Here is a 25,784-nt window from a genome sequence, read left to right on the forward strand (position 1 = left end):
GCCCCTGATCCGCATGTCCTTGCTGATCTCGGCCGAAGCCCGCCGCGGCGGCCAACGCCTCGGCGCTTCAATCGGTCAGTGTTGTAGATGTTTGACAAGCGCCGCGATCGCGAGCACGAGGGCGACCAACGCCAGGATCCAGATGAGGCCCATCCCGCCCATCAACCACATGCCCTCTGACCCATCCATCATGGAAATGATCCTCTGGCGCGAAGGCTGAGTTCGCCGCCCACGATTGGCGAGTGCTAAGTTAAGTCGCCGGCAACCTCCGCCAAGACAACGGTGATTCCGGTTACAGAACGGGGAAAGATGCATACTCCGGCAATTCTACATTCCCCCGCCGCAGCCGTCGGACAAGTCCCATACGTTCACAATTTGCCTGCCGTCAAAGCCGTGTTCGTGGATCAGGTATTTCGCCAGTCCGCCATACACTCTCCAGCGCCAGCACGGGCAGCAGCAGGGGCCCTTCTCCTCGGAATTGGCCATCGCGTAATCGTATGCCTTCTGCTCGTCCCCGGTGAGCTTCAGATCGTAGTAAGGCAGCATCTGCTGCGCGGTCGCCGCCGGTATGTCGTACGGGTCGCTGGGGATCATCGGGATGGCGCGATATTGGGTAAGCCCATTTACCTGCTCGCGATAGCGTTTCAGTTCCATCGGGCTGCAGCACGAGCCCTTGATGCGCGCCATCGCGGGCATGGTCGCGATCGACTCGGTAAACTTGGCCGAGCAGGTGCTGTTGCCGCTCTCGCTGAGATCTTTGAAACGTTTGGTCAATTCGGGATCGTCGGCAGCGATTGCCAAATCCGGTCCGAGAAAGCCTGCAGCCGTGGCGGCGCCGAAGACGCCGAGAATGACCGTGCGTCGATTTGGGGTCCTTGTCATTTGCCGCTCCTCGCCTGCTCGATGAGCTTCTTCAGCGTCGCAAGATCGGTGGCGCCGGGAAAAATCTGGTCGCCGGCGATAAATCCCGGCGTTCCCCTTATTCTCAGCGCCTGGGCCAGTTCCATGTTGCGGTCGATCAGCGCCTGGATGTCCGACTGCCGCATATCGCCCTTCATGCGCTCGATGTCCAGCCCGGCCTGGGCGGCGATCTTGAGGACGGCCGCCTCGGTCACCCTTGTCTTGGACCCATAGAGCGCCTTGTGAAACGCTGTGTATTTGCCCTGCTTGTCGGCGGCGAGTGCCGCCTTGGCCGCGAACACCGAATCTGGGCCGAGGATGGGGAATTCCTTGTAGACGATCCGGAGTTGCGGATCGTCGGCCGCAGCCTGTTCCATGACCGGCGCCATCTGCCTGCAATAGGGGCAATTATAGTCGAAGAACTCGACCAGGGTAACGTTGCCCTCGGCGTTGCCGCCGACTGGACTTTGCTTGTCACGGAAGATGTCGTCCGCGCGCGCCTTGAGCACCTGCCTGGCCTGGGCTGCATCTGCTTCACGCTGGCGCTGGTCCAGGCTTTTCAGCGCCTGCACGAGAACCTCCGGATGCGCCAGGATATAGTCGTGTATCCGCTGGTCGAACTGATCCTGGGACATTTCGCCTGCAGCATTCGCCTGTATGGCTTGAAAGCCCTGATTGAGCAGGAACCATCCTGTCAGGCCGGCAAAGAGCAGGGCGCGGGCGATGCCGCTGCAATACCTGGCTGCATCTCTTGGCTTGGTGAACATGCGCGTCTCCCTTTCTTGTCGTCGAGAATGTCGGTGCCTCTCCGTCAAAAGAGGCTCTTCAATTTTGCCAGCCAGCCTTCGTCCCGTTCGTGGTGCGTGCGCTCGACATTGTTGGTGAGCGCGTTGACGAAGGTGACGAGATTGACGGGCGCGAAGTTCAGGCCGTGGAAATTCGCCCGCCAGCGGCCCTCCTTGTCGATCACATGCGTGACGATCCCGTGCATCTGGTAGCCATCATTGGCCAGGCTGAATTTGTGACCGAAGGCTTCCGCCAGATTGCGGGTCATATCCTCCGGCTGGCCCGGGGCAGTGGTCAGGAACAGCCAGTTGACAGGGTCGAGCCCATGTGCCGGTCCATAGGCATTGAGCACATCGGGCTTGTCCTTTGTGGGATCGGTGGTGATCGTCACGAAGGTGACCTGATCCTTCATCGGCGTGCTATTCACCATCTTCTGGATCTCGGCGATCTTCTCGGCATGCAGCGGGCAGACGTCCGGGCACGATGTGTAGATGAAATGGAGGACGACGACCTTGCCGATGAGGTCGGCCGGCCGCACGATGCGACCGTCGGCGGTGCGCAGCGTGAAATCGGGCGTTGGCCTGTCGATCAGCTGGAAATATTTCTCGTCGTTCTGCAGCATGGCGTCGACTTCGTCCATTGAATGCGCCCGCGCTCCATGCGTGAAGCCGGCGATCAGCGCGGTGAAGACGATCAGGCCGCACAACAGACGCCTCCATTCGTTCCAGGCGGATGAAACGTCCCGAACCGCCGGCTCGTCCCGGTTTCTGGCAAGCATCAGCCTTTTCCTTTCGGGCTAGCGGCAATACGGCTGCGGATGAAATCGACCATGTCGGGAGAATCCCATTCAGCCGGCCCGATCAGCCGGCCGATCTCCTTGCCGTCGCGGTTGATAAGCACGGTCATCGGCAGGCCCACCGCGCCGAGCGTGAACATGACTTTGGCCGAGGTATCGATGTTCAGCGCAAGGTGTGTAACGCCGGTCTCGGCGAAGAATTTCTTCACGGCGTCGGGACCCTTCCGGTCCATCGACAGCGCGACGACCTCGAAATCCGGTCCGCCGAGCTTGGCCTGCAGCCGATCAAGCGTCGGCATTTCTTTGCGGCAGGGCGCGCACCATGTCGCCCAGATGTTGAGCAGAACCACCTTACCGGAGAAATCGGCGAGCGTTTTCGGCTTGCCGGTGCCGTCCTCGAAGCTGATTTCCGGGACGGCGGCGGGCGTATCGAGCAGTGTGAAGTTCTCAGATGCCCCCGCCGCCACGGAGGGCGGCGGAAACGCCAGCAGCGAGCAGACAAGGAAGATAGCCCATTTGCACTTGATCATGGTGCGCTCACTCGGTCGCATAGACGGTCGGCGCCTTGCCGTCCTTGGTGAAGGCGTAGATCGTCCAGGTCTCGGACTTCTCGCCGCCCATGCCGGGCGCGCCTGCCGGCATGCCGGCCAGCGTGATGCCGCTGATAGCTGGCCGCTCGGTCAACAGCTTCTTGACGATTTCGACTGGCACAAGGCCGTCGACGACATAGCCGTCGACCATCAGTGTATGGCAGCCCTCAAGGTCCGCCGGCACGCCGGCATCGCTGCTGATTTGAGAGAGATTGTTGACCGGCTTGATATCGACCTTGAAGCCATTGTGCTCAAGATAGTTGGCGTAGGATTCACAGCAGCTGCATTGCGGGTTCTTGTACATGACGGCGTTGATCGTTGCGGCGAAGGCGGGCAGCGGCATTGCGATCAGCAGGGACAGTGCGGCAAGGCGGTAGGTCAGTTTCATTGCAGTTCTCCTTGGTTGGATAAACTTTCAGGTCACGTGGAACACTGTCATCAGGCCGGCCATCTGGTGATCGGCGACATGGCAGTGCAGCATCCAGTCACCGGGATTGTCGGCAACGAAGGCGCATTCGATCGTGTCCTTGGGGGCGAGCAGCACCGTGTCCTGCCATTGCCGGTGCGGTACCGGCAAGCCGTTGCGCGAAAGCACCGACAGGCTGAAGCCGTGAACGTGCATGGGGTGCCACCAGGCGGTTTCGTTGCGCACAGTGAGGTGGCAAGTCACGCCGCGTTTGAGCGTAAACTGCGGCGCCATGCCGGCATCGCCATCGCCGGTCATCGACATGCCGTTGATTGCCCAGGCGGCGGCGCCGTTCATGCCGGGCATCGCCATGCCCATCATGCCGCCGACGCCGGCCAGCTTGCCGCCGCCCATCATGCCGCCTTGCAGGACGATCTCATGCCGTTCAGCCTTGGCCAGGTCGGGGGCCGGCAGCGGATTGGCGGGCAGGCGACGCGGAGCATCGAGAAGATGGTGGCGCAGCGGCGGCGCCTTGTCATAGGCAAGCGTTGTCAGCGTGTAGACGAGGCCGTCATAGAAGTCGTCGACCACCGCGTGCCTGCTGCCGGGACCACCCTGCATGTCGAGCATAATGTCGATGCGCATGGCCGGTGCCAGCACCAGGCGGCCGTCTTCCGGTTCATGCGGGTCGCAGGGCTGGCCGTCGACCGCGACGATCACCGGACGGTGACCCTCGAAGCGCAGCCCCACCATGCGCATTGGCGAGCCGCAGTCTGACGCGCTCACCTGCCGTCACGCTCAGGTCGGCCGGCGCCGCGCCGTTGATGGTGACGGCATTGCCGACGCGGCCCGACATCGACGCATCCATCATGCTGCCGAAGCCGCCGGCGATCTGGCCGTCACTGGTGAGCCGCCAGTCCTGCAGCAGCCAGAGGAGATCGCGGTCGGCGGCGACGGGCTCACGTTCCTCAACGATCAGCGGGCCGGCGAGTCCACGGCCGATCTGCACCAGGCTGTCGGCATGCGAATGGTACCAGAAGGTGCCGGCATCTGGCGGCGTGAACTCATAGACGAAGTTCTCGCCCGGTCCGATCGGCCTCTGGGTCAGGCCCGGCACGCCGTCCATGGCGTTCGGCAAACGGATGCCATGCCAATGGACGGTCGTGTCTTCGTCTAGTCCGTTCTCGACAGTGATGCGGACCGGCTGGCCCTGCCGCAGGCGCAATGTTGGGCCGGGGGTGGTGCCGCTATAGGTCCAAACTGCGGTAGACGGACCGTCGGCGCCATTGAGCAGCGCCTGGCCCGGGCCGACCTTGATCCGGCGCTCGTCCTCGGTCGAGGCGCGTGCAGGACGCAGCGAGCAGGACACGGCAGCGCCCGCCGCCGCCGCAAAAAACCCGCGGCGCGATATCGAATGACTGAAATCGTATCTCACCCTGCTAGCCCTTTGCGATCTCGATCGATGGCGAGCCACTCGGCATCGAACTGGAATGCTGTATGCGCCCGCGCGCGCAACGATGCGCAACACAGGCGATCACGCGCCGGGAATCAGCCGCGTCACGGCTGAAACGGCGTCAAGCGCTGAGTCGGGGAGGGTATGGGTCGGGTAGGGAACTTCGTCCCTGCAGCAACGGGGCAGCTTGCGTCGATGGCTGCTGCACGTGGAGAACTGCCGTCACCGCGAGGTCTTGCGGCAGCACCGCCAGCACCGGTGCGATGCAGGTCGGCGGACAATGCATCGGGTTGCCACTGTCGCCGATCTCTTTGAGGCACGCCTTGCAGTCGCCGTTCATGGAAGCACCGGCCAAAGTGCCTGTGGTGGCACCGGTGGGCATCGCCATAGCGTTCGCCATCTTGGCCGACATGACGCTGGCCTGAGTGGCAGACAGGCTGAACCCGGCGGTCAGGAAGACCGCTATTAGCATGACGAGGAGATGTTTTGGCGACAGCCGTGCCATCATCCGCCTAGGCTGGCCGCAAAATGCAGCTTTTGCAAGTCCCCGATGCTGCGACATCAAGACTTGCGCGATAAGCAGCGGTGATCGCGGAACTGGTGGCGTCATGTTGTTCGACCGAAAACTTTTGGCTGCGGGACCACTCAGGCCGCTGCCTCAATTGGAAGGCCTGCGGCCTTCCAATCGGGATACCCGTCCTCGAGCCGGTGAGCGACATACCCTCGCGCCCGCAGTGCCGCGACAGCCTCGAACGAGAGAACGCAATAAGGGCCGCGGCAATAGGCAATGACCTCCCGTTTCGCGGGAAGTTCCGCCAGCCGGTTTTCAAGTTCAGCGAACGGGATGTTGAGCGCTCCCGGTAGATGTCCGAGCGCGAATTCGTCCTCCGACCGGACATCGAGAACCGTGACAAGGCCATCACGCAACCTTGAGACAAGCTCTTCACGCGACACAGCTTCCAAGGCGTCGCGAGCCTGGAAATAGTCGGTCATGACGCGGTTGACCTCGGCGACGTTCCGCTCGCCCACGCGCCCCAGAGCCTTCATTAATTCAACCACCAGAACATCTCCTGAGAGGCGATAGAGCATATGCTTGCCATGCCGCTCGGCCTCGACAAGTCGCGCGCGTCGAAGGATTTGAAGGTGGCGCGAGGCGTTGGCAAAGTTGAGGCCGGCCCGAGCCGCCAGTCCTTCGACGCTGCGTTCACCCTGTGCGAGGTGCTCCAGCAATTCCAGCCGGTGCGCATGCCCGAGCGCCTGAGCCACCTCGGCAAGGCTGGCGAAAATCGCCTGTTTTGGTCCAATGCTTGACACGACTGTTCCTCGGTGAAACATTCAGCAGAATAATTGAATATTACCGCAGGCGAGGTAGGGAGCGCAAGCCATGATCCTCCGTCAATTCCTCCAATCCGATCCCGTCGCCGCATCCTACCTGTTCGGATGTGGTGGAAAATCGGCCGCTGCGGTGGTCGATCCGGTCGGTGACATTGCGCCTTACCTTAGGGTCGCCGAGGCGACGGGCATGCGCATCTATGTGGTCGACACGCACATCCATGCCGACCACATTTCCGTCGGGCGGGCGCTCGCTGCAGCGTCCGGCGCGGAATACCTGCTCTTCGAAGGCGCGGAGGCCGGGTTCCCGTTTCTGCACGCCAAGGACGGTGACGTGCTCGAACTCGGCAATGTGATGATGGCCGTCATGCACACGCCCGGGCATACGCCGGAGCACATTTCGCTCTTGGTCACCGATCGGACACGCGCGAGCGAGCCGTGGTTCGTGCTGACAGGCCACACGCTGATGGTTGGCGATCTCGGGCGAACCGAACTGGCAACCGACGCCGAGGCCGGCGCGCGGACGCTGTTTTCCAGCGTGCGCCGTCTCAAGCAACTGCCGGATCACGTCGAGGTGCTGCCCGGCGCATATTCCGGCTCGGTCTGCGGGCGCTCGCTCAGCGGCAAGCCGACATCGACGATTGGCTTCGAGAAGCGCTTCAACAAAGCATTCCGCATTGAGGACGAGGGCACCTTCGTCGCCACGATGGTCGCCGACATACCACCCCCGCCGCCGGATGCGGCGCGCAACCGAGCCACCAATGCCGGGTTGGTCGCCGCGGCCTGACCGATGGGCGTTTCGCGGTCAGCAGGCTCGACTGTCAGACTTGGGCTTAGGGAAAACTGGCGGCAGTTTGCTCTCCTGATGCTGGTGAATGCTTTTGTCGGCGGCATGGTCGGGATCGAGCGAACGGTCGTGCCGCTCATCGGATCGGAAGAGTTCGGCATCACGTCAACGACACTTGTCGTCTCCTTCATCGCGAGCTTCGGCGTGGTCAAGGCGCTTGCCAATCTCGTCTCCGGCCAACTCGCCGATAGCTGGGGGCGCAAGCGCGTTCTCGTCCTCGGCTGGCTTGTCGGCTTGCCAGTTCCTTTCATGATCATCTGGGCTCCGAGCTGGGGATGGGTGATTGCGGCCAATGCACTGCTCGGCATCAATCAGGGACTGGCCTGGTCGATGACTGTGGTCATGAAGGTCGATCTCGTCGGTCCGAAATCACGTGGCCTTGCAGTCGGCCTCAATGAATTTGCCGGCTATCTCGCCGTCGGCGTAACGGCATTCCTCACGGGCTATCTCGCTTCGCGATACGGCCTGCGCCCGGTGCCCATCTATCTCGGGATCGGCTACGCCATCGTCGGCACCGTATTGTCGGTGCTGCTAATCCGTGACACGCGCGACCACCTCCGGTTGGAAACATCCGCTCACGCAATGCAATCCGTGCCGATCAGTTTCCGGGAGGTGTTTGCGCTGACCTCGTTCCGGAATCGCAATCTGTTCGCGGCTTCGCAAGCCGGCCTCGTCAACAACCTCAACGACGGCATGAGCTGGGGTATTTTCCCATTGTTCTTCGTGTCCTTCGGACTTGGCATCGAGCGCATCGGCATCCTGAAGGCGGTCTATCCCGCAACATGGGGAATCCTGCAGGTCGTCACCGGCCCCTTGAGCGATCGCTGGGGCCGCAAGGGCCTGATCGTCGCCGGGATGTGGACCCAGGCCGGCGGTCTGTTTCTTACCGCCGCCACGGGCCGGTTCGAATGGTGGCTCATCGGCAGTCTTCTGCTCGGCCTTGGAACGGCAATGGTCTATCCAAGCCTGATCGCTGCCGTTTCCGACGCCTCGCATCCCAGCTGGCGCGCCCGCTCGCTCAGCGTCTATCGGTTCTGGCGCGATCTCGGCTACGCGATCGGCGCGCTCTCAGCAGGTCTCATCGCCGATCGCTTCGGGCTCTCGTCGGCGATAACATCGATTGCCGCATTGACGTTTGTCTCTGGCGCAATTGTTGCCATCGTGATGCAGGAGGCCGCCAAAGGTTCGCGCCAACCTTCCCGCAGATAGTCGATCGGGTATCGGCCTGATATCCGATGGCACTCACGGACTCGCTCACGCTCATCCTACGGTACATTGGTGTTGCGCAACTGGCCATCATTGCCGGCCTGGCCGTTCGTGATCTGCGCTTCAGTCTCGTCAGCTATCTCGTTGCGGTGTTCTGCTTTGGGGTCGCCTCCAGCACCAGATTGCGAGCCTGCCGGCTCGGCAATCCTTAGCGTGTAGTATTCGATCGGAACGCCTCTCGTACCGACGCGCATCAGCTTGTTCCTCGCTAAAGGAACGTGTTCAGGCAGTATGCTCGCATGGGTTGGACAAATCCATATGATGTCGACGTGAGCCAATGCGCCTGTGGGCTCACGTTGGGTTGACGGATGGGCAGGTGCCAAGTCGGACCAGCGCCTACTGTATATGCAGAAGCTTAGACAGCCACCTGGGTTCCGATCTCGACCACACGTCCGGTCGGAATCTTGCAATATTCAGTCGCATCAGCCGCCGTGCGCGCCAGCCCGGTGAACAGCTTGTCCTGCCAGACCGGCATGCCGGAATTGGGCGATGTCTTGAGCGAGCGCCGCGACGGGAAGAAGGATCTCGTGATGTCGAACTTCCAGCCTTCTTGCGGCAGATCGCCAGCGCGCGGGGGATGTTGGGCTGCCCCATATAGCCGAAGGTCAGCGTCCCGAAAAAACCTTGGTCAAGCAACGGGGTAGAGCCCTCCAATTTCTGGAGCAGGGAACTTGCTTCTTCACGGGAAACACCGGAGGAATGATGATCAACTGAGAATTGATTCGGAGCTTGTGCATGCGCGGGGTGCAAGCGGCTTTGGCTGCGCTGATTCTGACCGGTTCCTTCACTTCCGCCCTCGCCGACAACAGTTCTCCCTTCATCTATTTTGCAACCGAAGATCCTTTCGCTGCCGGTCAACCGACGAAGAACGACGTCTATGTTTTTGGGGGCGTCTTTGTGACCGGGTCCTTCGGGGACACTATCAACGTCTTCGGGGCCGACTATACGAACAATTACATGATCGGAGCTGCTTACGGCCGTGATTTCGCCGATGTTGGCGCCGGTTTTGTCCTTGGCGGTGTGACTGGGGCTGCCATAAGGTTTGGCGAGGACGACGATACATCCGGAGAGCTTTGGGCCGGGATGCGGCTTCGCCACCAGGGCCTTGTCATCGGCGATCTGGCGATTGCGCCAGCGCTGACGGCCGGTGTCAGTGCCGTTACAGGCGTCACTGAGATCGAGCACGCCCGCGAAATCCATTACGATGGCGATGCATCCTTCCTTGGTTTTATCGGCGCGGAGCTTTCTTTCAGACTAAGGCAAGCTCCCAACGTCGAGCTTGTCTATCAACTCCATCACAGATCCGGCGCCGGAGGCACGTTTGGAAACATGGGAGAGGGTTCCAACGCGAATACTGTCGGAGTGCGTTATCGCTTTTAGCTCACGCCTGAATGCTTCGAGTCGGGGCTGACATTCTGTGAAGGTGCGCCGGTTGCCGCGGCCCGTAGGCGACGAGCGGGGCCGAGTCGGCGCGCTGGATGGCGTCAGAGCGCGGGGCGCAATCCACCATTCTTCATGGGATCCTTGGAGGGCCGTACCAAGCGACACTATCGTTCGAAAGGTTCTCCCAGCGAAGCCACGCCGTTGAGCTTGAGCAGACGCCGGTTCGAAGAGATGATGCCGAGCACGATCACGGTCACGAGATAAGGCAAGCTCGATAGAAGTTGCGAGGAAACGTCCAGCCCTGTCGCCTGGGCCGCGAGGCTTGCGAGGGACACGGCGCCGAAGAGGCACGCACCGAGGAAGATACGGCTGGCAAGCCAAGTGCCGAAGACGACGAGCGCAATCGCAATCCAGCCGCGCCCGGCGATCATGCCATCGGCCCAGAGCGGAGTGTAGACCACGGATGCGTAGGCACCGGCGAAACCTGCCAACGCGCCGCCGAAGGCGACCGCGGCGAAGCGCACGGCGATCACCGGATAGCCGAGCGCACGGGCCGCCTTGGGGTTCTCGCCGACGGCGCGGACGACGAGGCCGGTCTTGGTGTAGGCGAACATCGCCCAGATGGCGACGGTCGCGGCAAGCGAAAGCCACACGACAACGTCTTGGGCGAACAAGCCGCCGATCACCGGTATATCCGAAAGCCCGGGCAATGAAAGCTTCGGAAGCCCCTTAACCGTGAGGCTCTCATAGCTCTTGCCGAATAGTGCCGAGAGGCCTTGGCCGAGGATGCCTATGGCAAGGCCTACCGCAACCTGGTTTGCGCGAAATCCCAGCGCGATGACGGCAAAGACCAGGGAAAGAGCCGCGCTGGCGAGGCCCGCGGCGAGGAAACCGAGGAGATGCCCGCCGCCTTGATAGACGATAATGAAGGCGATGACGGCGCCGAGGGCCATCAGTCCCTCCACCCCGAGATTGAGGACGCCAGCCCGCTCGGCCACCAGTTCGCCGAGCGCCGCCAGGAGAAACGGCGTAGCCGCCGCCAACATCCCGGCGATGATGAACTCGACGGCGTTCATGACGTGCTTCCGTGGGCGGCATGGCGCCATTCGAGCCGGTAGCGGACGAAGGCGATGGCGACGAGATAGGCGAGCAGCAGGCTGCCCTGGAAAACCCTGACCGCAGCGACCGGCAGATTTGCCGAGACCATGGCGTTATCGCCGCCGATATAGAGGGCCGCCATGAGCAACGCGGAAAAGGCGATGCCGACCGGGTGAAGGCCACCGAGATAGGCCACGATGATGGCGGCATAGCCGTAGCCGGTCGAGATGGAGCGCTGCAGCTGGCCGAGCGGCCCGGCCACCTCGGCCGCTCCGGCGAGGCCTGCCGCGAAACCGCCGATGAGCAGGGAAAGCCAGATCGCCCGTCCTTCGTTGAAGCCGGCATATCCGGCCGCGCGCGGCGCAAGGCCGCCGACCTGCAGCTTGAAGCCGGCGAAACTCCTCTGCATGAAGATCCAGGCCGCAAGGGAGAGCGCGCAGGCGACAAGCAGCGAGACGTTGACGCGGGTGCCGGGGATCAGGATCGGCACCATCGCGTCGGACTGGAACATCACCGATTGCGGGAAGTTGAAGCCGTTTGGGTCCTTCCAGGGGCCGAGAAGCAGGTAGTTGAGCAGTTGCGCGGCAACGAGCGCCAGCATGAGCGATACGAGAATCTCGTTTGCATTGAGCTTCACGCGCCAGAAGGCCGTGAGCGACGCCCACAGAGCGCCGCCCAGCGCACCGATGACAAGCATGGAGGGCCAGATCCATTGGCCCGTTGCCTCTGGGAACCAGATGGGAATGGCCGATGCGAAGATCGCGCCGAGGATGAACTGGCCCTCGGCGCCGATGTTGAAGACCTTTGCGCGAAAGCCGATCGCGAGCCCCTGCGCGATCAGCAGTAGCGGCGCGGTCTTAAGCAGAACTTCCGAGAAAGAGGCCCAGGACAGGAAGGGCTCCAGAAGCATCGCGTGGAAAACGGCTACCGGATCGCGGCCCATAAGGAGGTAGAGCCCGAGATTGAGAAGCGTCGCCAAGGCGAGCGCGACGGGCGGGGCGATCAGTTTGACGGGAAGCGAGGCATGCTCCCGGCGAACGAGAACAGGAAGGAGCGGCGCGGACAGAGCGCTCATGCAGGGACCTTTTTGGCCGTCGAATGCGCGCCGATCATGTAGCGGCCGATCTCCTCGGGTCTCGTGTCGCGCGTCACCAGCGGCGGGCTCAGCCGGCCTTGATGGAGCACCTGGATCGAATCGCAGAGTTCGAACAGTTCCTCCAGTTCCTCCGAGATGACGAGGATACCCATGCCTTGGTTGCGCAGGGCAACGAGGCGCCGGCGGATGGCGGACGCGGCGCCGATGTCGACGCCCCAGGTGGGTTGCGCCACGAACAGCAATTGCGGGGACAGCATGATCTCTCGGCCGACGATGAACTTTTGCAGATTGCCGCCCGAAAGCGAGCCGGCCTCCGCTTCCGAACCGGGCGTGCGCACGTCGTATTGCCGGATGCAGTCCTCGGTGAAAGCCTTCACATGGTTCGTGTCGACGAGGCCGCGTTTCAACAGGCCGAACGGATGGGCGGTCAGAAGGCTGTTGAGGACAAGCGACATTTCCGGCACGGCGCCGCGGCCGAGCCGTTCCTCGGGAACGAAGGCGAAGCCCAGTCGGCGGCGGGCGGCCGCGTCGAGCGCGCCAACATCCTTTCCCATCATGTAGATACGGTCGGACTGTTCGCGCGGCAGCACAGTTTCGCCTGAAATCAACGCTGCCAGTTCACTCTGCCCGTTGCCCGATATGCCCGCGATCCCGAGGATCTCGCCGGCCCGGACCGTCAGGCTGACGTCGGAAAGCGCCACGGCGAAGGGATCGTTCGGCCGATGGTCGAGGCCGACGATTTCGAGGCGCTTTTCACCGCCGGAATGCGCGAGCGCCGGCATGGGCTGCGGCATGTCGCGGCCGATCATCATCCGGGCAAGGTCGTGCGCGTCGTGGTCGCGCGGGTCCACGCGGCCGGTGATGCGCCCGCCGCGCAGGATGGTCGCGCGGTCGCAGACCGCGCGGATCTCCTCCAGCTTGTGGGAGATGAACAGGATGGAGACGCCGCGGTCGCGCAGCCGCCGTAATGTCTCGAATAGCTTGTCCACCGATTGCGGGGGCAGGACGGAGGTCGGTTCATCGAGGATCAGGAGTTGGGGTTCGGTCATCAGGCAGCGGATGATTTCCACCCGCTGCCGCTCTCCGACAGAGAGCGCGTGCACATGGGCGAGCGGATCGACTTCGAGTCCGAACTCGCGGCCGAGCATGCGGATGCGATCCGCAAGATCCGATTTGCCCCTGGGCAGGACCAGCCGGATGTTCTCCACCACCGTCAGCGTCTCGAACAAGGAGAAATGCTGGAAGACCATGCCGATCCCCTTGCGCCTCGCATCCGCCGGGGAAGCAAGGGCCAGGGGTTCCCCTTTCCAGGTCGCCATTCCGGCGTCCGGCTGCTCGACGCCATAGATCAGCTTCATCAGGGTCGACTTGCCCGCTCCGTTTTCCCCGAGGATCGCATGGATCGAGCACGGAGCCACATCCAGATCGACGTCTCTATTGGCATGGATTTGGCCGTAGCTCTTGGAGATGCCGCGCAGCGACAGGAGCGGGGTGGTCACGGTCACTTGGGCAGCGGCGTGGTGACACCCTTGACGTGCCAGTCCATTGCGACGATCTCGGCATCGGTCATCGTTTTGCCGGCGGGGACTCCCTCGCTGCCGTCGGCCTTGGCGACCGGACCGGCAAAGGGCGAGAAGCTGCCGCCGGCGATCTTGGCTTCAACCTCTTTGATCCTGTTCATCGTCTCGGCCGGGATACCCGGGTTCCAGTCGACGACCTCTACAACCTTGTCGCCGACACCCAGGAAAGCGTTGGCGCCCTTGAACTTGCCGGCGAGGTGGGCGTCGACCGAGGCTTTGAAGAAGGGTGACCAATCGGTCGCCACGCAGCCGAGATAGGTTTCAGGCGCGTATTTCTTCATCGACGAATTGAGGTTGAAGGCAGGGACGCCGGCCTCCTCGCAGGCCGACACGACGGAGGGCGTGTCCTGCGCGTTGGAGAAGATCACGTCGCATTTCTGCGCCAGCAGCGCCTTGGCGGCTTCCTGCTCCTTGGCCGGATCGAACCAGGAGTTCACCCATACGACCGAAACCTCGACATCGGGTTTCACCGCTTGCGCGCCCAGCGTGAAGGCGTTGATGGAGGTGATCAGTTCGGGAATGGCGAAGGCGGAGACCGAGCCGAGCTTGCCGGTCTTTGACAGCGCGGCGGCTGCCATGCCCATCAGGTAGGTACCCTGGAAATATTGGGCCGCGAAGGGCGAGAAGTTCGGCGCTACCTGGAAACCGGAAGCATGCAGCACGGTGACGTCGGGGTTCCGGCGCGCGATCTGCAGGGCACCGTTCTGGTAGCCGAAGGAGCCGGCGATCAGGAACTTGTTCCCGTCGGCGACCACCTTATTCATGATGCGGTCGGCATCGGGTCCTTCCTGTATATTCTCGATGATGGTGACCTTCACCTTGTCGCCGTAGGCTGCCTTCACCGGCTCGAGCCCGTCGGCGAGCGCACGGCCCCAGCCGACATCGCCGACCGGCGACGGGACCACGAGCACGATGCCCAGAGGTTCGTCGGCAGCAAGCGCGCGGCCGCCCGCCGCTGCGACGAGGCCGGAGGCGGCCGCGCCCTTCATCAATGTTCTGCGGGTAAGATTTGTCAGCATGTAGGTTCCCCTTGTTTTCGGTTTAGAGTTCCACGGTCGCGAGCGCCGCCTCGGCTTCCGCGAACAGCTGCGCCTCGTCGAGCCCCGGGAACTCGCCCTTGGCCCAGACGATGCGGCCGTTGATCATGGTCATGTCGGTCGGCATGCCGATGCCCACCTTGGCAAGCAGGCTCAGCGGATCGTGCCGCGTGCCGACATAGTCCATGCGCCGCGTATCGATGGCGAAAAGGTCGGCAGCCATGCCAGGCGTCAGCCTGCCGATGTCGCCGCGCCCGAGCAGCGCCGCGCCCCCCGTCGTCGCATAACCGAGAAAATCGGCCGGCGGCGGAACGGGATGGTCGCGTGTCGATGCCGACAGACATTGCAGCATGTAGGCGGAATGGATGCAGTGCATCAGGTTGGAATTGTCGTTCGAGGCTGCACCGTCGCAACCTAGTCCTATGCTGAGGCCGAAGGCCGACATCGCCGGGATATCGGTGATTTCGGCGCCGACGAGATAGACCGGCTCAGGGCAATGCGAAACGCCGGTGCCGCTTGAGGCCATCTTGCGCAGCTCGTCGTGGGTTAGCTCCCAGCAATGGGCATAGAAGGCATCCGGCCCGCAGAAGCCGATCTCCGCGCAGTAATCCACCGTCCGCATGCCGTGACGGTCCTCGATGACCGGGCTTTCGCCCTCGCCGACATGGGTATGCATACGCACCCCGCGATCACGCGCTAGCGCCACCGATTCCACGAAGGTCTCGCGATAGCAGTTGACTGGCTGGCAGGGCGCGACGGCCACCTGGCGCATGCTGAAAGGACCGGCATCATGATAGGCGTCGATCAGCCGGGCGCAATCGGCGATGAACTCGTCCGTCGTCTCCAGCATGGCGTCGGGAATGGTCGAGCCTTTCGATTTCGGTAGCGTGTTGCCGCCGCGTCCGGCATGGAAGCGCATACCGAGGAGTTCGGCTGCTTCGAACTGCCGGTCGATCAGCCGCTTGCCGGCCTTCCGCGGAAAACAATACTGATGGTCGAATGCGGCCGTGCAACCGTGCTTTATCAGCTCGGCCATGGCCGTGACCGAAGCGTGGTAGAAGCATTCCTCGGTCAGCCGCGAGAAAATGGGATAGATGCGGTCGAGCCATTCGATGACCGACAACTTCGTCCAGTCCAGATCGGCGCGGTTGCGCACGAAGCATTGAAAGAAGTGATGATGGGTGTTGACGAGGCCGGGATAGACGAACCAGCCGGCGGCGTCCTGCGTGACGGTCCCGACGGGCAACTCTCCCTTGTCGAGGCCTTCGCCGATGGCCCGTATCGCCGGGCCGTCGGTCAAGAGATCGACATTGCGCCGGATGTCCGGACCGTTGCCCTCGTCCACGATGACCGCTGCGCAGTTCTTCAGCAAGTGGCCCGCCAAGTCACGCCTCGCCGGCTTCGAGGACGGGCTCGGGCTTCAGTTCGTGCAGCCGGTGGATGCCGGGCATCTCAATGAAGCCCTCGAGACTGCGGATCGCCCGCGACCAGAGCCGGATCGCGGGATAGGGGTCGAGCGAAACGCCGCCGTCCGGCGCCAGCGCCACATAGGGAAAGCAGGCGACGTCCGCGATCGTCGGCCGGTCCGACGCGAGGAAGCGCTGGCCGCGGATATGCTGTTCGACGAGGCCGGCTTCCAGCTCCCGCAGGGCCGCTATCCCCTGCCCATGCAGGGTGGCGATATCGCCCGGACGCAGCAGCATCTCGTGCAAGCGCGCCGCCCCCAGGCTGCCGGTCAGCCGATGCGAGAAGGAAAGCCATTGCTGGACGCGTGCCGCCTGCAGAGCAGTATCGTTGCCCAGCCATTGCGGTGCGGCCTTCGCGGCGAGATAGACCAGCATGGCCGAGGATTCGGTCAGGACGAGGTCGCCATCCTCCAGGATCGGGATCGAACCCGCCGGATTGAGCGCCATGAGTTCGGGACCGCGATGCTCGGCGCCGGGATGGAAATCGACGGGGCGGATGTCAAGCTTCACGCCGGTCAGCGCCGCCATCAGGCGCGCCTTGTAGCAACTCGGGGACAGCACGTAGTCGTAGAGCTTCATTGCGCCACCAGTTGCGCGCCGTAGGTGTAGCCGTGGCGTTTCAGCCAGCGCCGGTAAGCAACCGATGTCAGGTCCGCCCTTGTGGGGATCTCCATGCCCGGATCGAGCGGCAGCAGCCTCGGGATTTGGTTTTCGAGAATCGACCGGTCCTGAAGGAAGATCGTCTGCTGGAAATGGATCAGGTCTGCCATCGATGTTTCGTCGTCAAACAACGCCATCCACGGCCAGACGTCGCACAGGTCTTCGGCAAGCGGCTGCACGAAAAGCGTGATGACGTCCCATTCACCCGGGCGCGGCGGGCAGGTCTTGTAGAGGATCGAGCAGGTCGGCGCAGGCACGCGATACATGTATTCGGTGGTTATGCCGCCTTCCGCCGACTTGGCGGCCTGCGGCTGGTAGAACTTCACCTGGGTCGCCCAAACCTCGTCTTCGTCCTCCCGTATCTCGACCTTGTAGTTCGGGACTTCCGTGTGCGGTTCGGCCCCTAATATGTCCGTATGCACGAAGGGGAAATGCGCAATGTCCAGGAAGTTCTCCACCGCGCGCAGCGGCGAGCAGCGCACGCGCACAACCCCGACATCGACGAGCCGGCGGCCCGGCTGATCAGCCTCGGGGATGGCAAAGAGCGCCTTTTGCGGGTCGCCGAGCGACGACCAGACATGGCCGTAGCGGATGCAGACCGGCAGGGCACGTCCGTTGCTGCCCGTAACCTTCGCGTTTCCGTCTGCGCCGAGCCTCACCCCGATCGGCTCGCCCATGAGCGCCGTCTGGCGCTCATGCGTGTCAAGCCGGCCGGCAAGGCCGACCGGATACCATTCGTCGATCATCGCGTTGCGGGTCATTGGGCGACGTCACTGCGCAGAATATCCTCGGCCGTCCGCCGTAGCGTCTCGGCTGCCCTCGACGCAGCGATACGCTTGGCCGGACCAGTGCCTTCGTCGACCAGAACATGCATCAGCGTCCGCGCTTTCCCCTGGGGGGTCAGCAGCAGCCGTAGGGTCTGGGCATTTTGCGCGTAGTCGAGCAGGCCTCCGTCGGCCTTCGTACCGGCGGCCGCCTCCAGCGCGGCAATGCCCGCCTCTACTATCATGGAGCGAAGAGGGGCCAGGCCGTCGAACCGCGGCGGCCGAGCGGTGGGTTCGCCTACGGAAATCCATATGATTCCGCCGCTGTCCTCGACGGGCTGTGTTGCGACACCAATCGTTTCCGGCGGCGTCAGGCCCGGATGGGCCGGAATGCGCAAGCAGTTTCCGGCCTGGGCATAGCTCCAACCGTGATAAATGCAGGACAGGGCCTCACCGCGCACGAAACCACGGGAAAGGCGCATGCCGCGATGAGGGCATCTGTCCGCGAAGGCCGCCGCGCGGCCGGACCGGCTTCGCCAAAGGGCAATCGGTCCGACCGGGGTTTGCGCCGGCATTACGGTTCCCGCTGGCAAGTCCGCGGAGAGGGCAACTGGCATCCATGAGCCGGACGGATAGGGCAGCATGCATCAACCTTCGAACGACATCGACCCATCTTCCCAAATGCAGATTCGCGGTCAAGACATGACGATCAGTCCGATCACGTTTGCACAATATTTTCGCACTGGCAACAATGCCCAAAAAAGAGGCAGAGACCCTGGTCCCAACCTAGCCTGATTCGTTTTCTATCGGCGTCCGACGAATGGCCTCGACCCAGACATCGATTGGTCCAAGAGAGCACCCCATCTCCATCATATCGACCAGTTCCGCAGGACCGGCAACGTCGAGTTCGATCCGGTCGGCACCGGCAACGAATATTGCCGGCGCGAGGCCGAGCTTGGCGGCATGACGCTCGATCCATGGAAGAAAGGATGCCGCTTTGACATCGCCGAGGATTGTCATGCGCTCGCGCGTAAAACGTCGATCTTGCTCGTTCATGAAGGACCCTAACAACGAAATTGATGTACAGATACGTCGTATCCAATCACGTGGCTAAGGGCGTGAAAAGGCGGGCGGATCTTTCGCCGACAAGAACGCTCGTCATCCTCGCCGACCGGTCAAGACCGGTCGCTTGCCGTCCCGATGCTCCTTGGTAAGCGACAGACCTTTGACCGGCCATGTCCGGTAGCCCGTCATCGAGGATGCGCTGCCAAACCGTCAGACGCTTGATCATGCCCTCGCCCCTGTTTGTCGTCGATGCATTGGCCGCTGCTCAGATTATCTGTACTGCCAGCACTACGCCGACCAACGAACGTCCTCAACGGCGGGCACATCGTCCGGCCCACAAGATATCTGATTCTTGATCCACTGGCGGTCGATCGACGCCTGAGGCTTACCGGATCGGCGTCTCGCCGCGAAACAGCGGCTGGTGCGCCCGCATCAAGGCGGCAATCCGCTCGGCGACTTTTCGTACCGGCGGCGAGTGACGTTCCTCGTGATGGGTGACGATCCATTGGTCGGTTTCGAGCTCGGGGATAGGCTGAGCGACGCGAACCAGCCGCGGATCGCTGTCACCGACGAAGCACGGAAAGACCGAAAGGCCGGCGCCGGCGGCCACCAGTTCACGCACCGCATGGGTGTTGTTGCCGCGTACGGCGATGCGGTCGCCGTGATGGGCTTGCAGCCAGCGCGCCGATGCAACGTTTGCGCCTTCGCCGGTGACGCCGACGAACAATCCAGCGGCGATGCCGTTGATCAGGTGACGTCCGGAATAAATGGCGTGAGCGACTTTGCCGCTGTGACGGCCGGCCAGCCACTGCTCGGTCGGACGCTCGCTGCGGATGCCGATGTCGGCGGCACGGCGGCCGATGTCGACCCGCTCGGTCGTGGTGACAAGCTCTACCCTTATGCCGTCATCGACCGTCCATATCTCGCCGATATGGGCGGAAACGAAGGCCGACGTCCATGGCCCGGCCGAGACGCGGACAATGCGGTCGGGCAGGTTTCCCTCGCGCCAGCGCGTCAGCGACTGCATTGCCGCCTCGACGTCTTCGGCGCGTCGCAGCAGTTCCTCGCCGACCGGGGTCAGCCGGTAGCCGGTCTGCTGGCGCACGAACAGAGGTTCGCCGATCTGCTTTTCGAGCGCGGTGACGCGTCGTCCAAGGGTGGCTGCGCTGAGGCGCGTGGTTCCCGCCGCTGCGCTCAAGCCACCCAGCCGCGCAACGTCGAGAAACAACCTCAGATCGTCCCAGCCGATATCCATTTTGCAGAAATGAAAAACTCCTTGCGACCGTGGCTGTAGCGCGAAGCGGGCATCGTGCGCAAGTATCGAGGCGTTGGACAATCCTGCCTGGCGGGACGTGACAAGCGCCTCCGCTGGCCAAGAAGCGACCTCAACCCTTTCGATCGCGCATGCGATTGGCGCAGATGTTTTGCGCTTCCGACCAACCCAGGCGCGCAGGCATTCTGCGGGCCAAAGGAGACGATCATGTTGGATGAACTTCGATACCGTTTCGCCCGCTGGATTGCCTATCGCCAGACGCTTGCGAGCTTGAGGCAGGCCCGGAACAGCACACTGGCTGATGCCGGCATTTCTCGCGAAGAGATCCGCGAACGTGCCCGCCACGCCAGCCTGCTTCGTTGAGGAACCGGGCATGCAGATGATGGAGCTTTGGGATGGCCGCTCGGTCCCGCGCATCGGCATCGGCACCTGGGCGGCGGGTGGCCCCGCGCGCTGGCGTGACACGGCGACAATCTATGGCGAGGTCGACGACATCAGGTCACAAGCCGCGCTGGCGATGGCCTATGACATCGGCGCGCGGGTGTTCGACACGGCTGCCGCCTATGGCGCCGGCAATGCCGAGCTGATCCTCGGGCGGGCGTTGAAGGGTAAGGACGAAGCCGTCATCGTCACCAAGGTCGGCTATTTCGGCGATCCCGAAACGCGCAAGATTGCTCCCGAGGACGCCTCTGCCGCAGCGATCCGGACATCGATCGACAATTCGCGGCAGCGCCTGCAGCGCGATTGTATCGACGTCGCGCTGCTACATATCAACGAGTATCCGATCGAGCGCGCCGGCGAGGTGTTCGATACGCTCGGCCTGTTGCGCCAGGAGGGCAAGATCGGCGGCTTCGGCTGGAGCACCGATCACCGCGAACGGCTTGCCGCCTACGCGCCGCGCGAGGGCTTCGTCGCCGTAGAGAACGACTTCAATGTGTTTACCCCGGCGAACGGGCTGATGGCCGTTGCGGCGCGCGAGAACCTCGTCTCGTTCAGCCGGCTGCCGCTGGCAATGGGGTTGCTCACCGGCAAATACACGCCGGCCATGCGGCTGCCCACCAACGATGTGCGCGGCGGCAATGCCGAATGGATGGTATTTTTCAGGGATGGCGCCGCCAACCCGCACTATCTGTCAAGGCTCTCGGCAATCCGCGACCTGCTCACGTCGGGCGGACGCACGCTTGCGCAGGGCGCGCTCGGCTGGATCCTCGCCAAGTCGGCAATCGCGCTGCCGGTTCCCGGCTTCACGCGGCCCGAGCAGGTCGAGGACAATCTCGGTGCGTTGGAAAAAGGGCCGCTGCCGGCAGCGGTGATGGCCGAGATCGACGCCGTGCTGAAAATTGCCGAGACCGCTTAGGGTGTGGCGGCGCCGAAATTCGCATTGGCGATATGCCGGCCAACTCCGATCTGTCTGATGTCAGCCGATATCATATCTTCCTTGATCAAGCTTCCGTGGCGCAATTGAACAAGGACGGAGCGGCGGACACGCTCGAGTTGAAGGTCCGCCGCTCTGGTTTTCAGATCAAAGAGTGATGCTGCAACGGGAGATGGGTGGCGAGCTGCGCTTGAGCTGCGCCGCCCGCCGCGTCGCTGTCGAGAGAGAGCGACCCGGTTGAGCTGTCAAAGATGATGTGATGGGAACCATCATCCGTGGCCGTACCAGCAGGAGACGCATGCAACGAAAGCCCGCCCGACTTAAGCTCGGTAAGAGCGGCTTGATCGAGGTGGAGCTTGTCCTGAAGCTTGCTGAAGTCGAAGGCATCGTTGCCTCCGTGACCCGACATGATCTCGGCGGCGGCGCCGTTCTTTGCCTGGGCCCCGACATTTTCACCGCTCTGCACGGTCTGGGCGAACCCATGGCCGGTCAGGTTGGTTGCCGTTGTGGCGGACGGATCGTTGGTCGTCGGGAGAAGCTCCGAGCCGGCCGAAAGAGAATGGCTCAACGAGGCCAATATGCGGTCAACGCTGCTGCCCTCACTTACCTTGTCGCCGGCATTATCGTGGGTAGTGTCAGTCGAACTGCCGTCGCTGGCGAGCAGGTGAGAAAGCACGGTCTTGCCATGACTGCCATCGCTGGCGGTGGCGCTGTTGCCAGCGAGGAGTTGGGAAAGCGCGGTCTTGCCTTGACCCCCATCGCTGGTGGTGGCGCCGGAGGCGGCGGTACCAGTCGAACTGCCGTCGCTGGCGAGGAGGTGTGACAGCGCGGTCTTGCTATGACTGCTATCGCTGGTGGTAGCGCCGGAGGCGGCGGTAGCAGTCGAACTGCCGTTGCCGGCGAGGAGGTGCGAAAGCATGGTCTTGCCATGATTGCTATCGCCGGCGGTGGCTTCGGAAGGGGCGGTGGCAGTCGAGGTGCTGCTGCTGGAGGTGGCCTCGGTAGGGGAGGTGGCAGTCGAGGTGCCGCCGGTGGTGGCTTCGGAAGGGGCGGTGGCAGTCGAGGTGCTGCTGCTGGAGGTAGCCTCGGTAGGGGAGGTGGCAGTCGAGGTGCCGCCGCTCGAGGTGGCTTCGGAAGGGGCGGTGGCAGTCGAGGTGCTGCCGCTGGAAGTGGCTTCGGAAGGAGCGGTGACAGTCGAGGTGCTATCGCCGGTGGTGGCCTCGGAAGGGACCGTCGCCGTAGAAATGGGATCGGTGGCCGCAGCTTCGGAAGGAGCAGTCCCGGCGGTGCTGAGATTGTGTTGCCGGAAAACAGCCTGCAGTTCCGGGGAGCTCTCAAGCGCGGTGTCGCCTCGCTGCGAACCCCAGGCATACGCGTAGTCGAAGGCGGGTGACGGAACCAGCTTGGACCAATGGTCCATCATGGTTTCCATCTGGGCGGCGGTGGGCACGACATATTTGCCACCCATGTCGGTGTTATAGTCGCCACCGCCAAACGTTTGGTAGCCTGGAATGATCTTGCTCGTCGGGATGCCCGATGCCTGAGCGGCGGCGACGAATTTGTCGATCATGTTGTAGTCGACCGCGCCATCCGTGCGGACAGGATAGACATCTATGCCGTAGTAATCGATACCGGTATTGGCGGGATTGTACGTGCCCGAAAAATCCGGATTCGCCGACGTTCCCAAGCTCATCATCGTGATATAGGTCTTGGCGTCCGGCACATTGGAATGAATCCAGTCGGATTCTGCCTTCAGATTCGCAGCGGAGGCGTAAGTGCCCCATTGGCCGGTGGGATCCGGCTCGTCGACAAGGAAGAATCCGAACAGCTTCGGATTGCCGATGAAGGGCGTGACCTTGTCGATAAACGATTGGGTTACTCCGTCGGTTTCGTTCAGATAGACCAAGCCTTTCATACCGTCCGGCAGCGCATTGAGTTGGTCAACGGATGAAACGTCAGCCAGGTTGAATCCGGCTTGCGCAATTTCCGTGCCGGATCCGCCTGACGTGTAATGCAGAGTTGTCATCCAATATTCCTTTTTCTGTTTCGACAACGCCCTACCTACAGACAGCGTATATTAGCGCCAAATCACATACCGGCACCCGGTGTGAGAATCTTTGATCGTAAGTTGATACACACATCGCGACGTTCTCGCCGACAAGCCCTTCGATGGGTGTCAGGTCGCAAGAGAGTCTCGAGCCATGTGTCGGACCTGGCGTGCGCTATTTGGGGCGCGCATCGCCGCTCTTGAAGCTCCGGTCTATCCTGAAGAAGGGCTCGTCATGCCAGGTGCTGAGGTATCGGCTGAGCCGTCAACGAAATCGGAAGCGGGACGCATCCAGTGTGCCGTACAGCCGTGCCAAGCCCCAGATGCTCCGGTGTTTGGCGATTAACGCGAATCTTTCTGGGACGCCCGCCGAGAGCTTGCGATCATGATGTTCGTGCGGAAGAGGTTGGCCGGATTGGCTGGGAGGCTGGTGCAAGGCGATATATGCCGGACATCAGGGCGCGGACGAGCGGCTTGCGTACCGGCGTCTCGATAAAGCGCCAGACGAGAAAAGAGGCAAGGAGGACCCCGGCCAATACAGCGACGAATGCGGCGTCCTTGCCGACATGCGGCGCCAGTGCGTTAAGCGAAATATAGCCAATGTACTGATGCAAAAGATACAGCGGATAAGTCAACCCTCCGAGCATCATAACGGTCTTGGATGGAGCAATCATGGAGCGGAGCAGTATCGCGCCAGCGAAGACTCCGTAGACCACTATATTGGCAGCGAGGAGGGCCGGATACGAAATGGCTGCGCCAAAGTGCTCCTGCATCCAGTTGTGAGAGAACATTATGGTCTGGCAAGACACCAGGAACGCGACGGCAAGAAGCAGGAACGCAGCTGGCGAACGACCCCTTGCAACCATGTCTTCCGCCAGGATGCCGGCGGCAAACAAAGGCGCATAGTTTGTAATAAAGAGAATGCGTATCGCCATGTTTCCAAAGAATAACTCGTTGCTTGCCGAAATTGCGAGCCAAATGGCAGCGATGGGTATTTTCCAGCGCTGAAAGGCACCTGCAAAGATCAGCACTGCAACCCAGCCGTAGAACAGGATCTCGAGCATGATCGACCAATAGGCGCCATCCATGGATGGTCTGCCGAAGAGGCGGGCGAACATGGTGACATTGGCTATATAGGTTGCAACATCAGTCGGGAAACGCTGGTCTTTGGCGACGACGAGAAAAACAAACGTCGCGGTCATGCAGACGAGGAATCCGGGATAAAGCCGGGCGAAGCGGGCGACCGCGAATTCTTGCCACGTTCGACCTTCGGCCGACCACGCGATGACGAAACCGCTGATCAGGAAAAACAGATTGACGCCGAGATAACCATAGATGGCGTAAGGTGCTGCGGCAGGATATTCCACATCGAGACTTCCGGCGATCGCGCCGCCAAAAAGATAATGATAGAGCACGACCGCGAGGGCTGCAGCCAGGCGCAGCAGGTCGAGTGATGCCATGCGCGCCGGAATGGCCTTGCCTGCCGGTTCCACAGCTACCTCCCGCAGCCGTCTCAGCTTTTGACAACCATCAGCGGCCTGATCCGCAATACCAGTGCTAACGCGAAGAATGCAAACCGGCGGCAGGCCAAGCCTTTACCTTCTCAAGTACGAACAGCTGCTCGCAGGACAGGAACCGCAGGACGCTAATAGAGCGTACCAGCTTTAGCCCCGCCGCCGCGAAATCCTGTCGTGCAACGGTGATATTGACGGGATGAGGCGCCGACATCCTTCCGGTGATCATCTTGCGCAGCCTTAGCCGTATTCTCTGGAGGCGGGTGCCAAGGCCGTAGGATACGATCAGGCGACGGCTGGCAACGCGCGCGAGCTCAATGATAATGTCGCGCCTGAGATGTGGCGGGATAAGGTGAATGAGACGAAGGCAGACCACCGTATCAAAGCTTTCGTCGGCGAACGGCAGCTGCGTCACGTCACATCGGATGAATCCCCGAAATCCGGATTGACCTTCATACGCTGATTTAGCCAAGGCCATCATTTCCATTGAAATGTCTGCAGCCAGCACCCGACAATTATGCTGGCCGAGCACGCCGGCCAGCTTCCCGGTTCCGCATGGGATATCGAGCACCTGAGATGGAGGCGGGCTGCACCTCTCCAGCGCCTTGGCGATGCAGCGTTGCTCCCGTCGCGCAATGACGTATGACGCAACGGTGGACAGCTTCAACCGGCCTGCATAGCCGTTCAGGTACCAGCTTGCAAAACTCGGATCTTGATATCTCTGTTTTGTCGGGAGCTCATAGGCCGCGACTGCCGCGACCTTGGCGTTGTAATTGGCAGGTATAGCCGTATTTGCCGCTGCCGTCTGATGTGGCTCGAGGTTCTCGCTCATATGCCTGCTTTCATACGATTTCTCCTGCAGATGAGATCGAAGATTTTTGTCCGACACGTTCATTGGATAGCCGACCAAGAGGGGATAAACGGCCAGTTGGCTGCGTCCATCACAGAAGGTTTCCAGAAGGCTGGGCGTCTCGCATCCCTCGAACGGATGAGACATGCCGAACTCATGACTGCCGCGCCCTCGCGGAAGTGTGCTGGGGAATACGGCTA

At 62.2% G+C, this 25,784-nt stretch carries 26 protein-coding genes and 2 pseudogenes; 5 read left to right on the top strand and 23 right to left on the bottom strand.

All coding sequences use genetic code 11. The features are described 5' to 3' along the window. Positions 1 to 327 precede the first annotated feature (327 nt). The 8 genes and pseudogenes from NMG46_RS20240 to NMG46_RS20275 form a co-directional block, all read right to left on the bottom strand. Positions 328 to 882, bottom strand: a complete 555-nt coding sequence (locus NMG46_RS20240; RefSeq protein WP_254819347.1) for a hypothetical protein — start codon at positions 880 to 882, stop codon at positions 328 to 330. Beyond that, positions 879 to 1,667 (bottom strand): DsbA family protein, encoded by a 789-nt coding sequence (locus NMG46_RS20245; protein ID WP_254819348.1) that lies wholly within the window; start codon positions 1,665 to 1,667, stop codon positions 879 to 881. The genes NMG46_RS20240 and NMG46_RS20245 overlap by 4 nt, the downstream gene beginning before the upstream one ends. A 44-nt stretch (positions 1,668 to 1,711) precedes the next feature. Then, positions 1,712 to 2,464, bottom strand: a complete 753-nt coding sequence (locus tag NMG46_RS20250; RefSeq protein ID WP_254819349.1) for an SCO family protein — start codon at positions 2,462 to 2,464, stop codon at positions 1,712 to 1,714. Beyond that, positions 2,464 to 3,012 (bottom strand): TlpA disulfide reductase family protein, encoded by a 549-nt coding sequence (locus tag NMG46_RS20255; RefSeq protein ID WP_254819350.1) that lies wholly within the window; start codon positions 3,010 to 3,012, stop codon positions 2,464 to 2,466. Before NMG46_RS20255 ends, NMG46_RS20250 begins: the two co-directional genes overlap by 1 nt. A 7-nt stretch (positions 3,013 to 3,019) precedes the next feature. After that, positions 3,020 to 3,460: a DUF411 domain-containing protein gene (locus NMG46_RS20260; RefSeq protein ID WP_254819351.1), complete on the bottom strand. Its 441-nt coding sequence runs from the start codon at positions 3,458 to 3,460 to the stop codon at positions 3,020 to 3,022. Positions 3,461 to 3,487: 27 nt separating this feature from the next. After that, positions 3,488 to 4,913 (bottom strand): annotated as a pseudogene (locus NMG46_RS20265) (multicopper oxidase family protein). Positions 4,914 to 5,052: 139 nt separating this feature from the next. Then, a complete protein-coding gene (locus NMG46_RS20270; RefSeq protein ID WP_254819352.1) occupies positions 5,053 to 5,439 on the bottom strand; it encodes a hypothetical protein in 387 nt (128 codons plus the stop codon). 137 nt (positions 5,440 to 5,576) lie between these two features. Further along, complete coding sequence (locus tag NMG46_RS20275) at positions 5,577 to 6,245, bottom strand: metalloregulator ArsR/SmtB family transcription factor (RefSeq protein WP_254819353.1); 669 nt, start codon at positions 6,243 to 6,245, stop codon at positions 5,577 to 5,579. A 70-nt stretch (positions 6,246 to 6,315) separates the two neighbouring features. Between NMG46_RS20275 and NMG46_RS20280 the strand changes: the two genes are divergently transcribed. Both NMG46_RS20280 and NMG46_RS20285 read left to right on the top strand, forming a co-directional pair. Then, the gene (locus tag NMG46_RS20280; RefSeq protein WP_254819354.1) at positions 6,316 to 7,050 is read left to right on the top strand and encodes an MBL fold metallo-hydrolase; all 735 of its coding nucleotides are present in this window, start codon (positions 6,316 to 6,318) and stop codon (positions 7,048 to 7,050) included. 78 nt (positions 7,051 to 7,128) lie between these two features. Further along, entirely contained in the window at positions 7,129 to 8,319 is a 1,191-nt protein-coding gene (locus NMG46_RS20285; protein WP_254819355.1) for an MFS transporter, read from the top strand. A 56-nt stretch (positions 8,320 to 8,375) separates the two neighbouring features. Here NMG46_RS20285 and NMG46_RS20290 read toward each other — a convergent pair whose 3' ends face one another. Together NMG46_RS20290 and trkD are read right to left on the bottom strand one after the other, a co-directional pair. Beyond that, a complete protein-coding gene (locus tag NMG46_RS20290; protein ID WP_254819356.1) occupies positions 8,376 to 8,570 on the bottom strand; it encodes a hypothetical protein in 195 nt (64 codons plus the stop codon). 161 nt (positions 8,571 to 8,731) lie between these two features. Beyond that, positions 8,732 to 8,988: pseudogene (gene trkD, locus NMG46_RS20295) on the bottom strand (potassium transporter Kup); the annotation flags it as partial. Between the two features lie 123 nt (positions 8,989 to 9,111). On the opposite strand from trkD, the gene NMG46_RS20300 reads away from it, so the two are divergent. Then, positions 9,112 to 9,756, top strand: a complete 645-nt coding sequence (locus NMG46_RS20300) for a hypothetical protein (protein ID WP_254819357.1) — start codon at positions 9,112 to 9,114, stop codon at positions 9,754 to 9,756. A 167-nt stretch (positions 9,757 to 9,923) separates the two neighbouring features. On the opposite strand, the gene NMG46_RS20305 is transcribed toward NMG46_RS20300, so the two are convergent. From NMG46_RS20305 to NMG46_RS20350, 10 genes are all read right to left on the bottom strand, one after another. After that, a complete protein-coding gene (locus NMG46_RS20305) occupies positions 9,924 to 10,835 on the bottom strand; it encodes an ABC transporter permease (protein ID WP_254819358.1) in 912 nt (303 codons plus the stop codon). Next, complete coding sequence (locus NMG46_RS20310) at positions 10,832 to 11,932, bottom strand: ABC transporter permease (RefSeq protein ID WP_254819359.1); 1,101 nt, start codon at positions 11,930 to 11,932, stop codon at positions 10,832 to 10,834. The genes NMG46_RS20305 and NMG46_RS20310 overlap by 4 nt, the downstream gene beginning before the upstream one ends. Beyond that, complete coding sequence (locus tag NMG46_RS20315; protein WP_254819396.1) at positions 11,929 to 13,452, bottom strand: ABC transporter ATP-binding protein; 1,524 nt, start codon at positions 13,450 to 13,452, stop codon at positions 11,929 to 11,931. Before NMG46_RS20315 ends, NMG46_RS20310 begins: the two co-directional genes overlap by 4 nt. 2 nt (positions 13,453 to 13,454) lie before the next feature. Next, positions 13,455 to 14,549: a BMP family ABC transporter substrate-binding protein gene (locus NMG46_RS20320; RefSeq protein WP_254819397.1), complete on the bottom strand. Its 1,095-nt coding sequence runs from the start codon at positions 14,547 to 14,549 to the stop codon at positions 13,455 to 13,457. A 25-nt stretch (positions 14,550 to 14,574) separates the two neighbouring features. Continuing rightward, on the bottom strand, positions 14,575 to 15,954 hold the full coding sequence (locus NMG46_RS20325; protein WP_254819360.1) for an amidohydrolase: 1,380 nt from the start codon (positions 15,952 to 15,954) through the stop codon (positions 14,575 to 14,577). 1 nt (position 15,955) lies between these two features. After that, a complete protein-coding gene (locus NMG46_RS20330) occupies positions 15,956 to 16,615 on the bottom strand; it encodes a glutathione S-transferase family protein (RefSeq protein ID WP_254819361.1) in 660 nt (219 codons plus the stop codon). After that, the gene (locus NMG46_RS20335) at positions 16,612 to 17,457 is read right to left on the bottom strand and encodes an aromatic ring-hydroxylating dioxygenase subunit alpha (RefSeq protein WP_254819362.1); all 846 of its coding nucleotides are present in this window, start codon (positions 17,455 to 17,457) and stop codon (positions 16,612 to 16,614) included. Before NMG46_RS20335 ends, NMG46_RS20330 begins: the two co-directional genes overlap by 4 nt. Beyond that, complete coding sequence (locus tag NMG46_RS20340; RefSeq protein WP_254819363.1) at positions 17,454 to 18,104, bottom strand: aromatic ring-hydroxylating dioxygenase subunit alpha; 651 nt, start codon at positions 18,102 to 18,104, stop codon at positions 17,454 to 17,456. Before NMG46_RS20340 ends, NMG46_RS20335 begins: the two co-directional genes overlap by 4 nt. Positions 18,105 to 18,246: 142 nt before the next feature. Next, positions 18,247 to 18,516, bottom strand: a complete 270-nt coding sequence (locus NMG46_RS20345) for an acylphosphatase (RefSeq protein WP_254819364.1) — start codon at positions 18,514 to 18,516, stop codon at positions 18,247 to 18,249. 394 nt (positions 18,517 to 18,910) lie between these two features. Continuing rightward, positions 18,911 to 19,780, bottom strand: coding sequence for a LysR family transcriptional regulator (locus NMG46_RS20350; RefSeq protein ID WP_254819365.1), 870 nt, complete (start codon positions 19,778 to 19,780; stop codon positions 18,911 to 18,913). 225 nt (positions 19,781 to 20,005) lie between these two features. Between NMG46_RS20350 and NMG46_RS20355 the strand changes: the two genes are divergently transcribed. After that, complete coding sequence (locus NMG46_RS20355; RefSeq protein WP_254819366.1) at positions 20,006 to 20,161, top strand: DUF1127 domain-containing protein; 156 nt, start codon at positions 20,006 to 20,008, stop codon at positions 20,159 to 20,161. Positions 20,162 to 20,171: 10 nt separating this feature from the next. Then, on the top strand, positions 20,172 to 21,155 hold the full coding sequence (locus tag NMG46_RS20360) for an aldo/keto reductase (protein ID WP_254819367.1): 984 nt from the start codon (positions 20,172 to 20,174) through the stop codon (positions 21,153 to 21,155). A 160-nt stretch (positions 21,156 to 21,315) separates the two neighbouring features. On the opposite strand, the gene NMG46_RS20365 is transcribed toward NMG46_RS20360, so the two are convergent. From NMG46_RS20365 to NMG46_RS20375, 3 genes are all read right to left on the bottom strand, one after another. Then, positions 21,316 to 23,199 carry a calcium-binding protein gene (locus tag NMG46_RS20365; protein ID WP_254819368.1) on the bottom strand — a complete coding sequence of 628 codons (1,884 nt, stop codon included), beginning with the start codon at positions 23,197 to 23,199 and terminating at the stop codon, positions 21,316 to 21,318. Positions 23,200 to 23,603: 404 nt separating this feature from the next. Continuing rightward, positions 23,604 to 24,713 (bottom strand): acyltransferase, encoded by a 1,110-nt coding sequence (locus tag NMG46_RS20370; RefSeq protein WP_254819369.1) that lies wholly within the window; start codon positions 24,711 to 24,713, stop codon positions 23,604 to 23,606. A 64-nt stretch (positions 24,714 to 24,777) separates the two neighbouring features. After that, a complete protein-coding gene (locus tag NMG46_RS20375; protein WP_254819370.1) occupies positions 24,778 to 25,731 on the bottom strand; it encodes a class I SAM-dependent methyltransferase in 954 nt (317 codons plus the stop codon). Between the last annotated feature and the right edge of the window lie 53 nt (positions 25,732 to 25,784).

Origin of the sequence: Mesorhizobium sp. LMG 17147, assembly GCF_024297145.1 — a bacterium.
Taxonomy (GTDB): domain Bacteria; phylum Pseudomonadota; class Alphaproteobacteria; order Rhizobiales; family Rhizobiaceae; genus Mesorhizobium.

Excerpts from the sequence above, each read along its gene's own strand:
- NMG46_RS20240 (WP_254819347.1), bottom strand. The coding sequence starts at position 882 with ATGACAAGGACCCCAAATCGACGCACGGTCATTCTCGGCGTCTTCGGC.
- NMG46_RS20245 (WP_254819348.1), bottom strand. The coding sequence starts at position 1,667 with ATGTTCACCAAGCCAAGAGATGCAGCCAGGTATTGCAGCGGCATCGCC.
- NMG46_RS20250 (WP_254819349.1), bottom strand. The coding sequence starts at position 2,464 with ATGCTTGCCAGAAACCGGGACGAGCCGGCGGTTCGGGACGTTTCATCC.
- NMG46_RS20255 (WP_254819350.1), bottom strand. The coding sequence starts at position 3,012 with ATGATCAAGTGCAAATGGGCTATCTTCCTTGTCTGCTCGCTGCTGGCG.
- NMG46_RS20260 (WP_254819351.1), bottom strand. The coding sequence starts at position 3,460 with ATGAAACTGACCTACCGCCTTGCCGCACTGTCCCTGCTGATCGCAATG.
- NMG46_RS20270 (WP_254819352.1), bottom strand. The coding sequence starts at position 5,439 with ATGATGGCACGGCTGTCGCCAAAACATCTCCTCGTCATGCTAATAGCG.
- NMG46_RS20280 (WP_254819354.1), top strand. The coding sequence starts at position 6,316 with ATGATCCTCCGTCAATTCCTCCAATCCGATCCCGTCGCCGCATCCTAC.
- NMG46_RS20285 (WP_254819355.1), top strand. The coding sequence starts at position 7,129 with ATGCTGGTGAATGCTTTTGTCGGCGGCATGGTCGGGATCGAGCGAACG.
- NMG46_RS20290 (WP_254819356.1), bottom strand. The coding sequence starts at position 8,570 with ATGCGCGTCGGTACGAGAGGCGTTCCGATCGAATACTACACGCTAAGG.
- NMG46_RS20300 (WP_254819357.1), top strand. The coding sequence starts at position 9,112 with ATGCGCGGGGTGCAAGCGGCTTTGGCTGCGCTGATTCTGACCGGTTCC.
- NMG46_RS20305 (WP_254819358.1), bottom strand. The coding sequence starts at position 10,835 with ATGAACGCCGTCGAGTTCATCATCGCCGGGATGTTGGCGGCGGCTACG.
- NMG46_RS20310 (WP_254819359.1), bottom strand. The coding sequence starts at position 11,932 with ATGAGCGCTCTGTCCGCGCCGCTCCTTCCTGTTCTCGTTCGCCGGGAG.
- NMG46_RS20330 (WP_254819361.1), bottom strand. The coding sequence starts at position 16,615 with ATGAAGCTCTACGACTACGTGCTGTCCCCGAGTTGCTACAAGGCGCGC.
- NMG46_RS20335 (WP_254819362.1), bottom strand. The coding sequence starts at position 17,457 with ATGACCCGCAACGCGATGATCGACGAATGGTATCCGGTCGGCCTTGCC.
- NMG46_RS20340 (WP_254819363.1), bottom strand. The coding sequence starts at position 18,104 with ATGCTGCCCTATCCGTCCGGCTCATGGATGCCAGTTGCCCTCTCCGCG.
- NMG46_RS20345 (WP_254819364.1), bottom strand. The coding sequence starts at position 18,516 with ATGAACGAGCAAGATCGACGTTTTACGCGCGAGCGCATGACAATCCTC.
- NMG46_RS20350 (WP_254819365.1), bottom strand. The coding sequence starts at position 19,780 with ATGGATATCGGCTGGGACGATCTGAGGTTGTTTCTCGACGTTGCGCGG.
- NMG46_RS20355 (WP_254819366.1), top strand. The coding sequence starts at position 20,006 with ATGTTGGATGAACTTCGATACCGTTTCGCCCGCTGGATTGCCTATCGC.
- NMG46_RS20360 (WP_254819367.1), top strand. The coding sequence starts at position 20,172 with ATGCAGATGATGGAGCTTTGGGATGGCCGCTCGGTCCCGCGCATCGGC.
- NMG46_RS20365 (WP_254819368.1), bottom strand. The coding sequence starts at position 23,199 with ATGACAACTCTGCATTACACGTCAGGCGGATCCGGCACGGAAATTGCG.
- NMG46_RS20375 (WP_254819370.1), bottom strand. The coding sequence starts at position 25,731 with ATGTCTCATCCGTTCGAGGGATGCGAGACGCCCAGCCTTCTGGAAACC.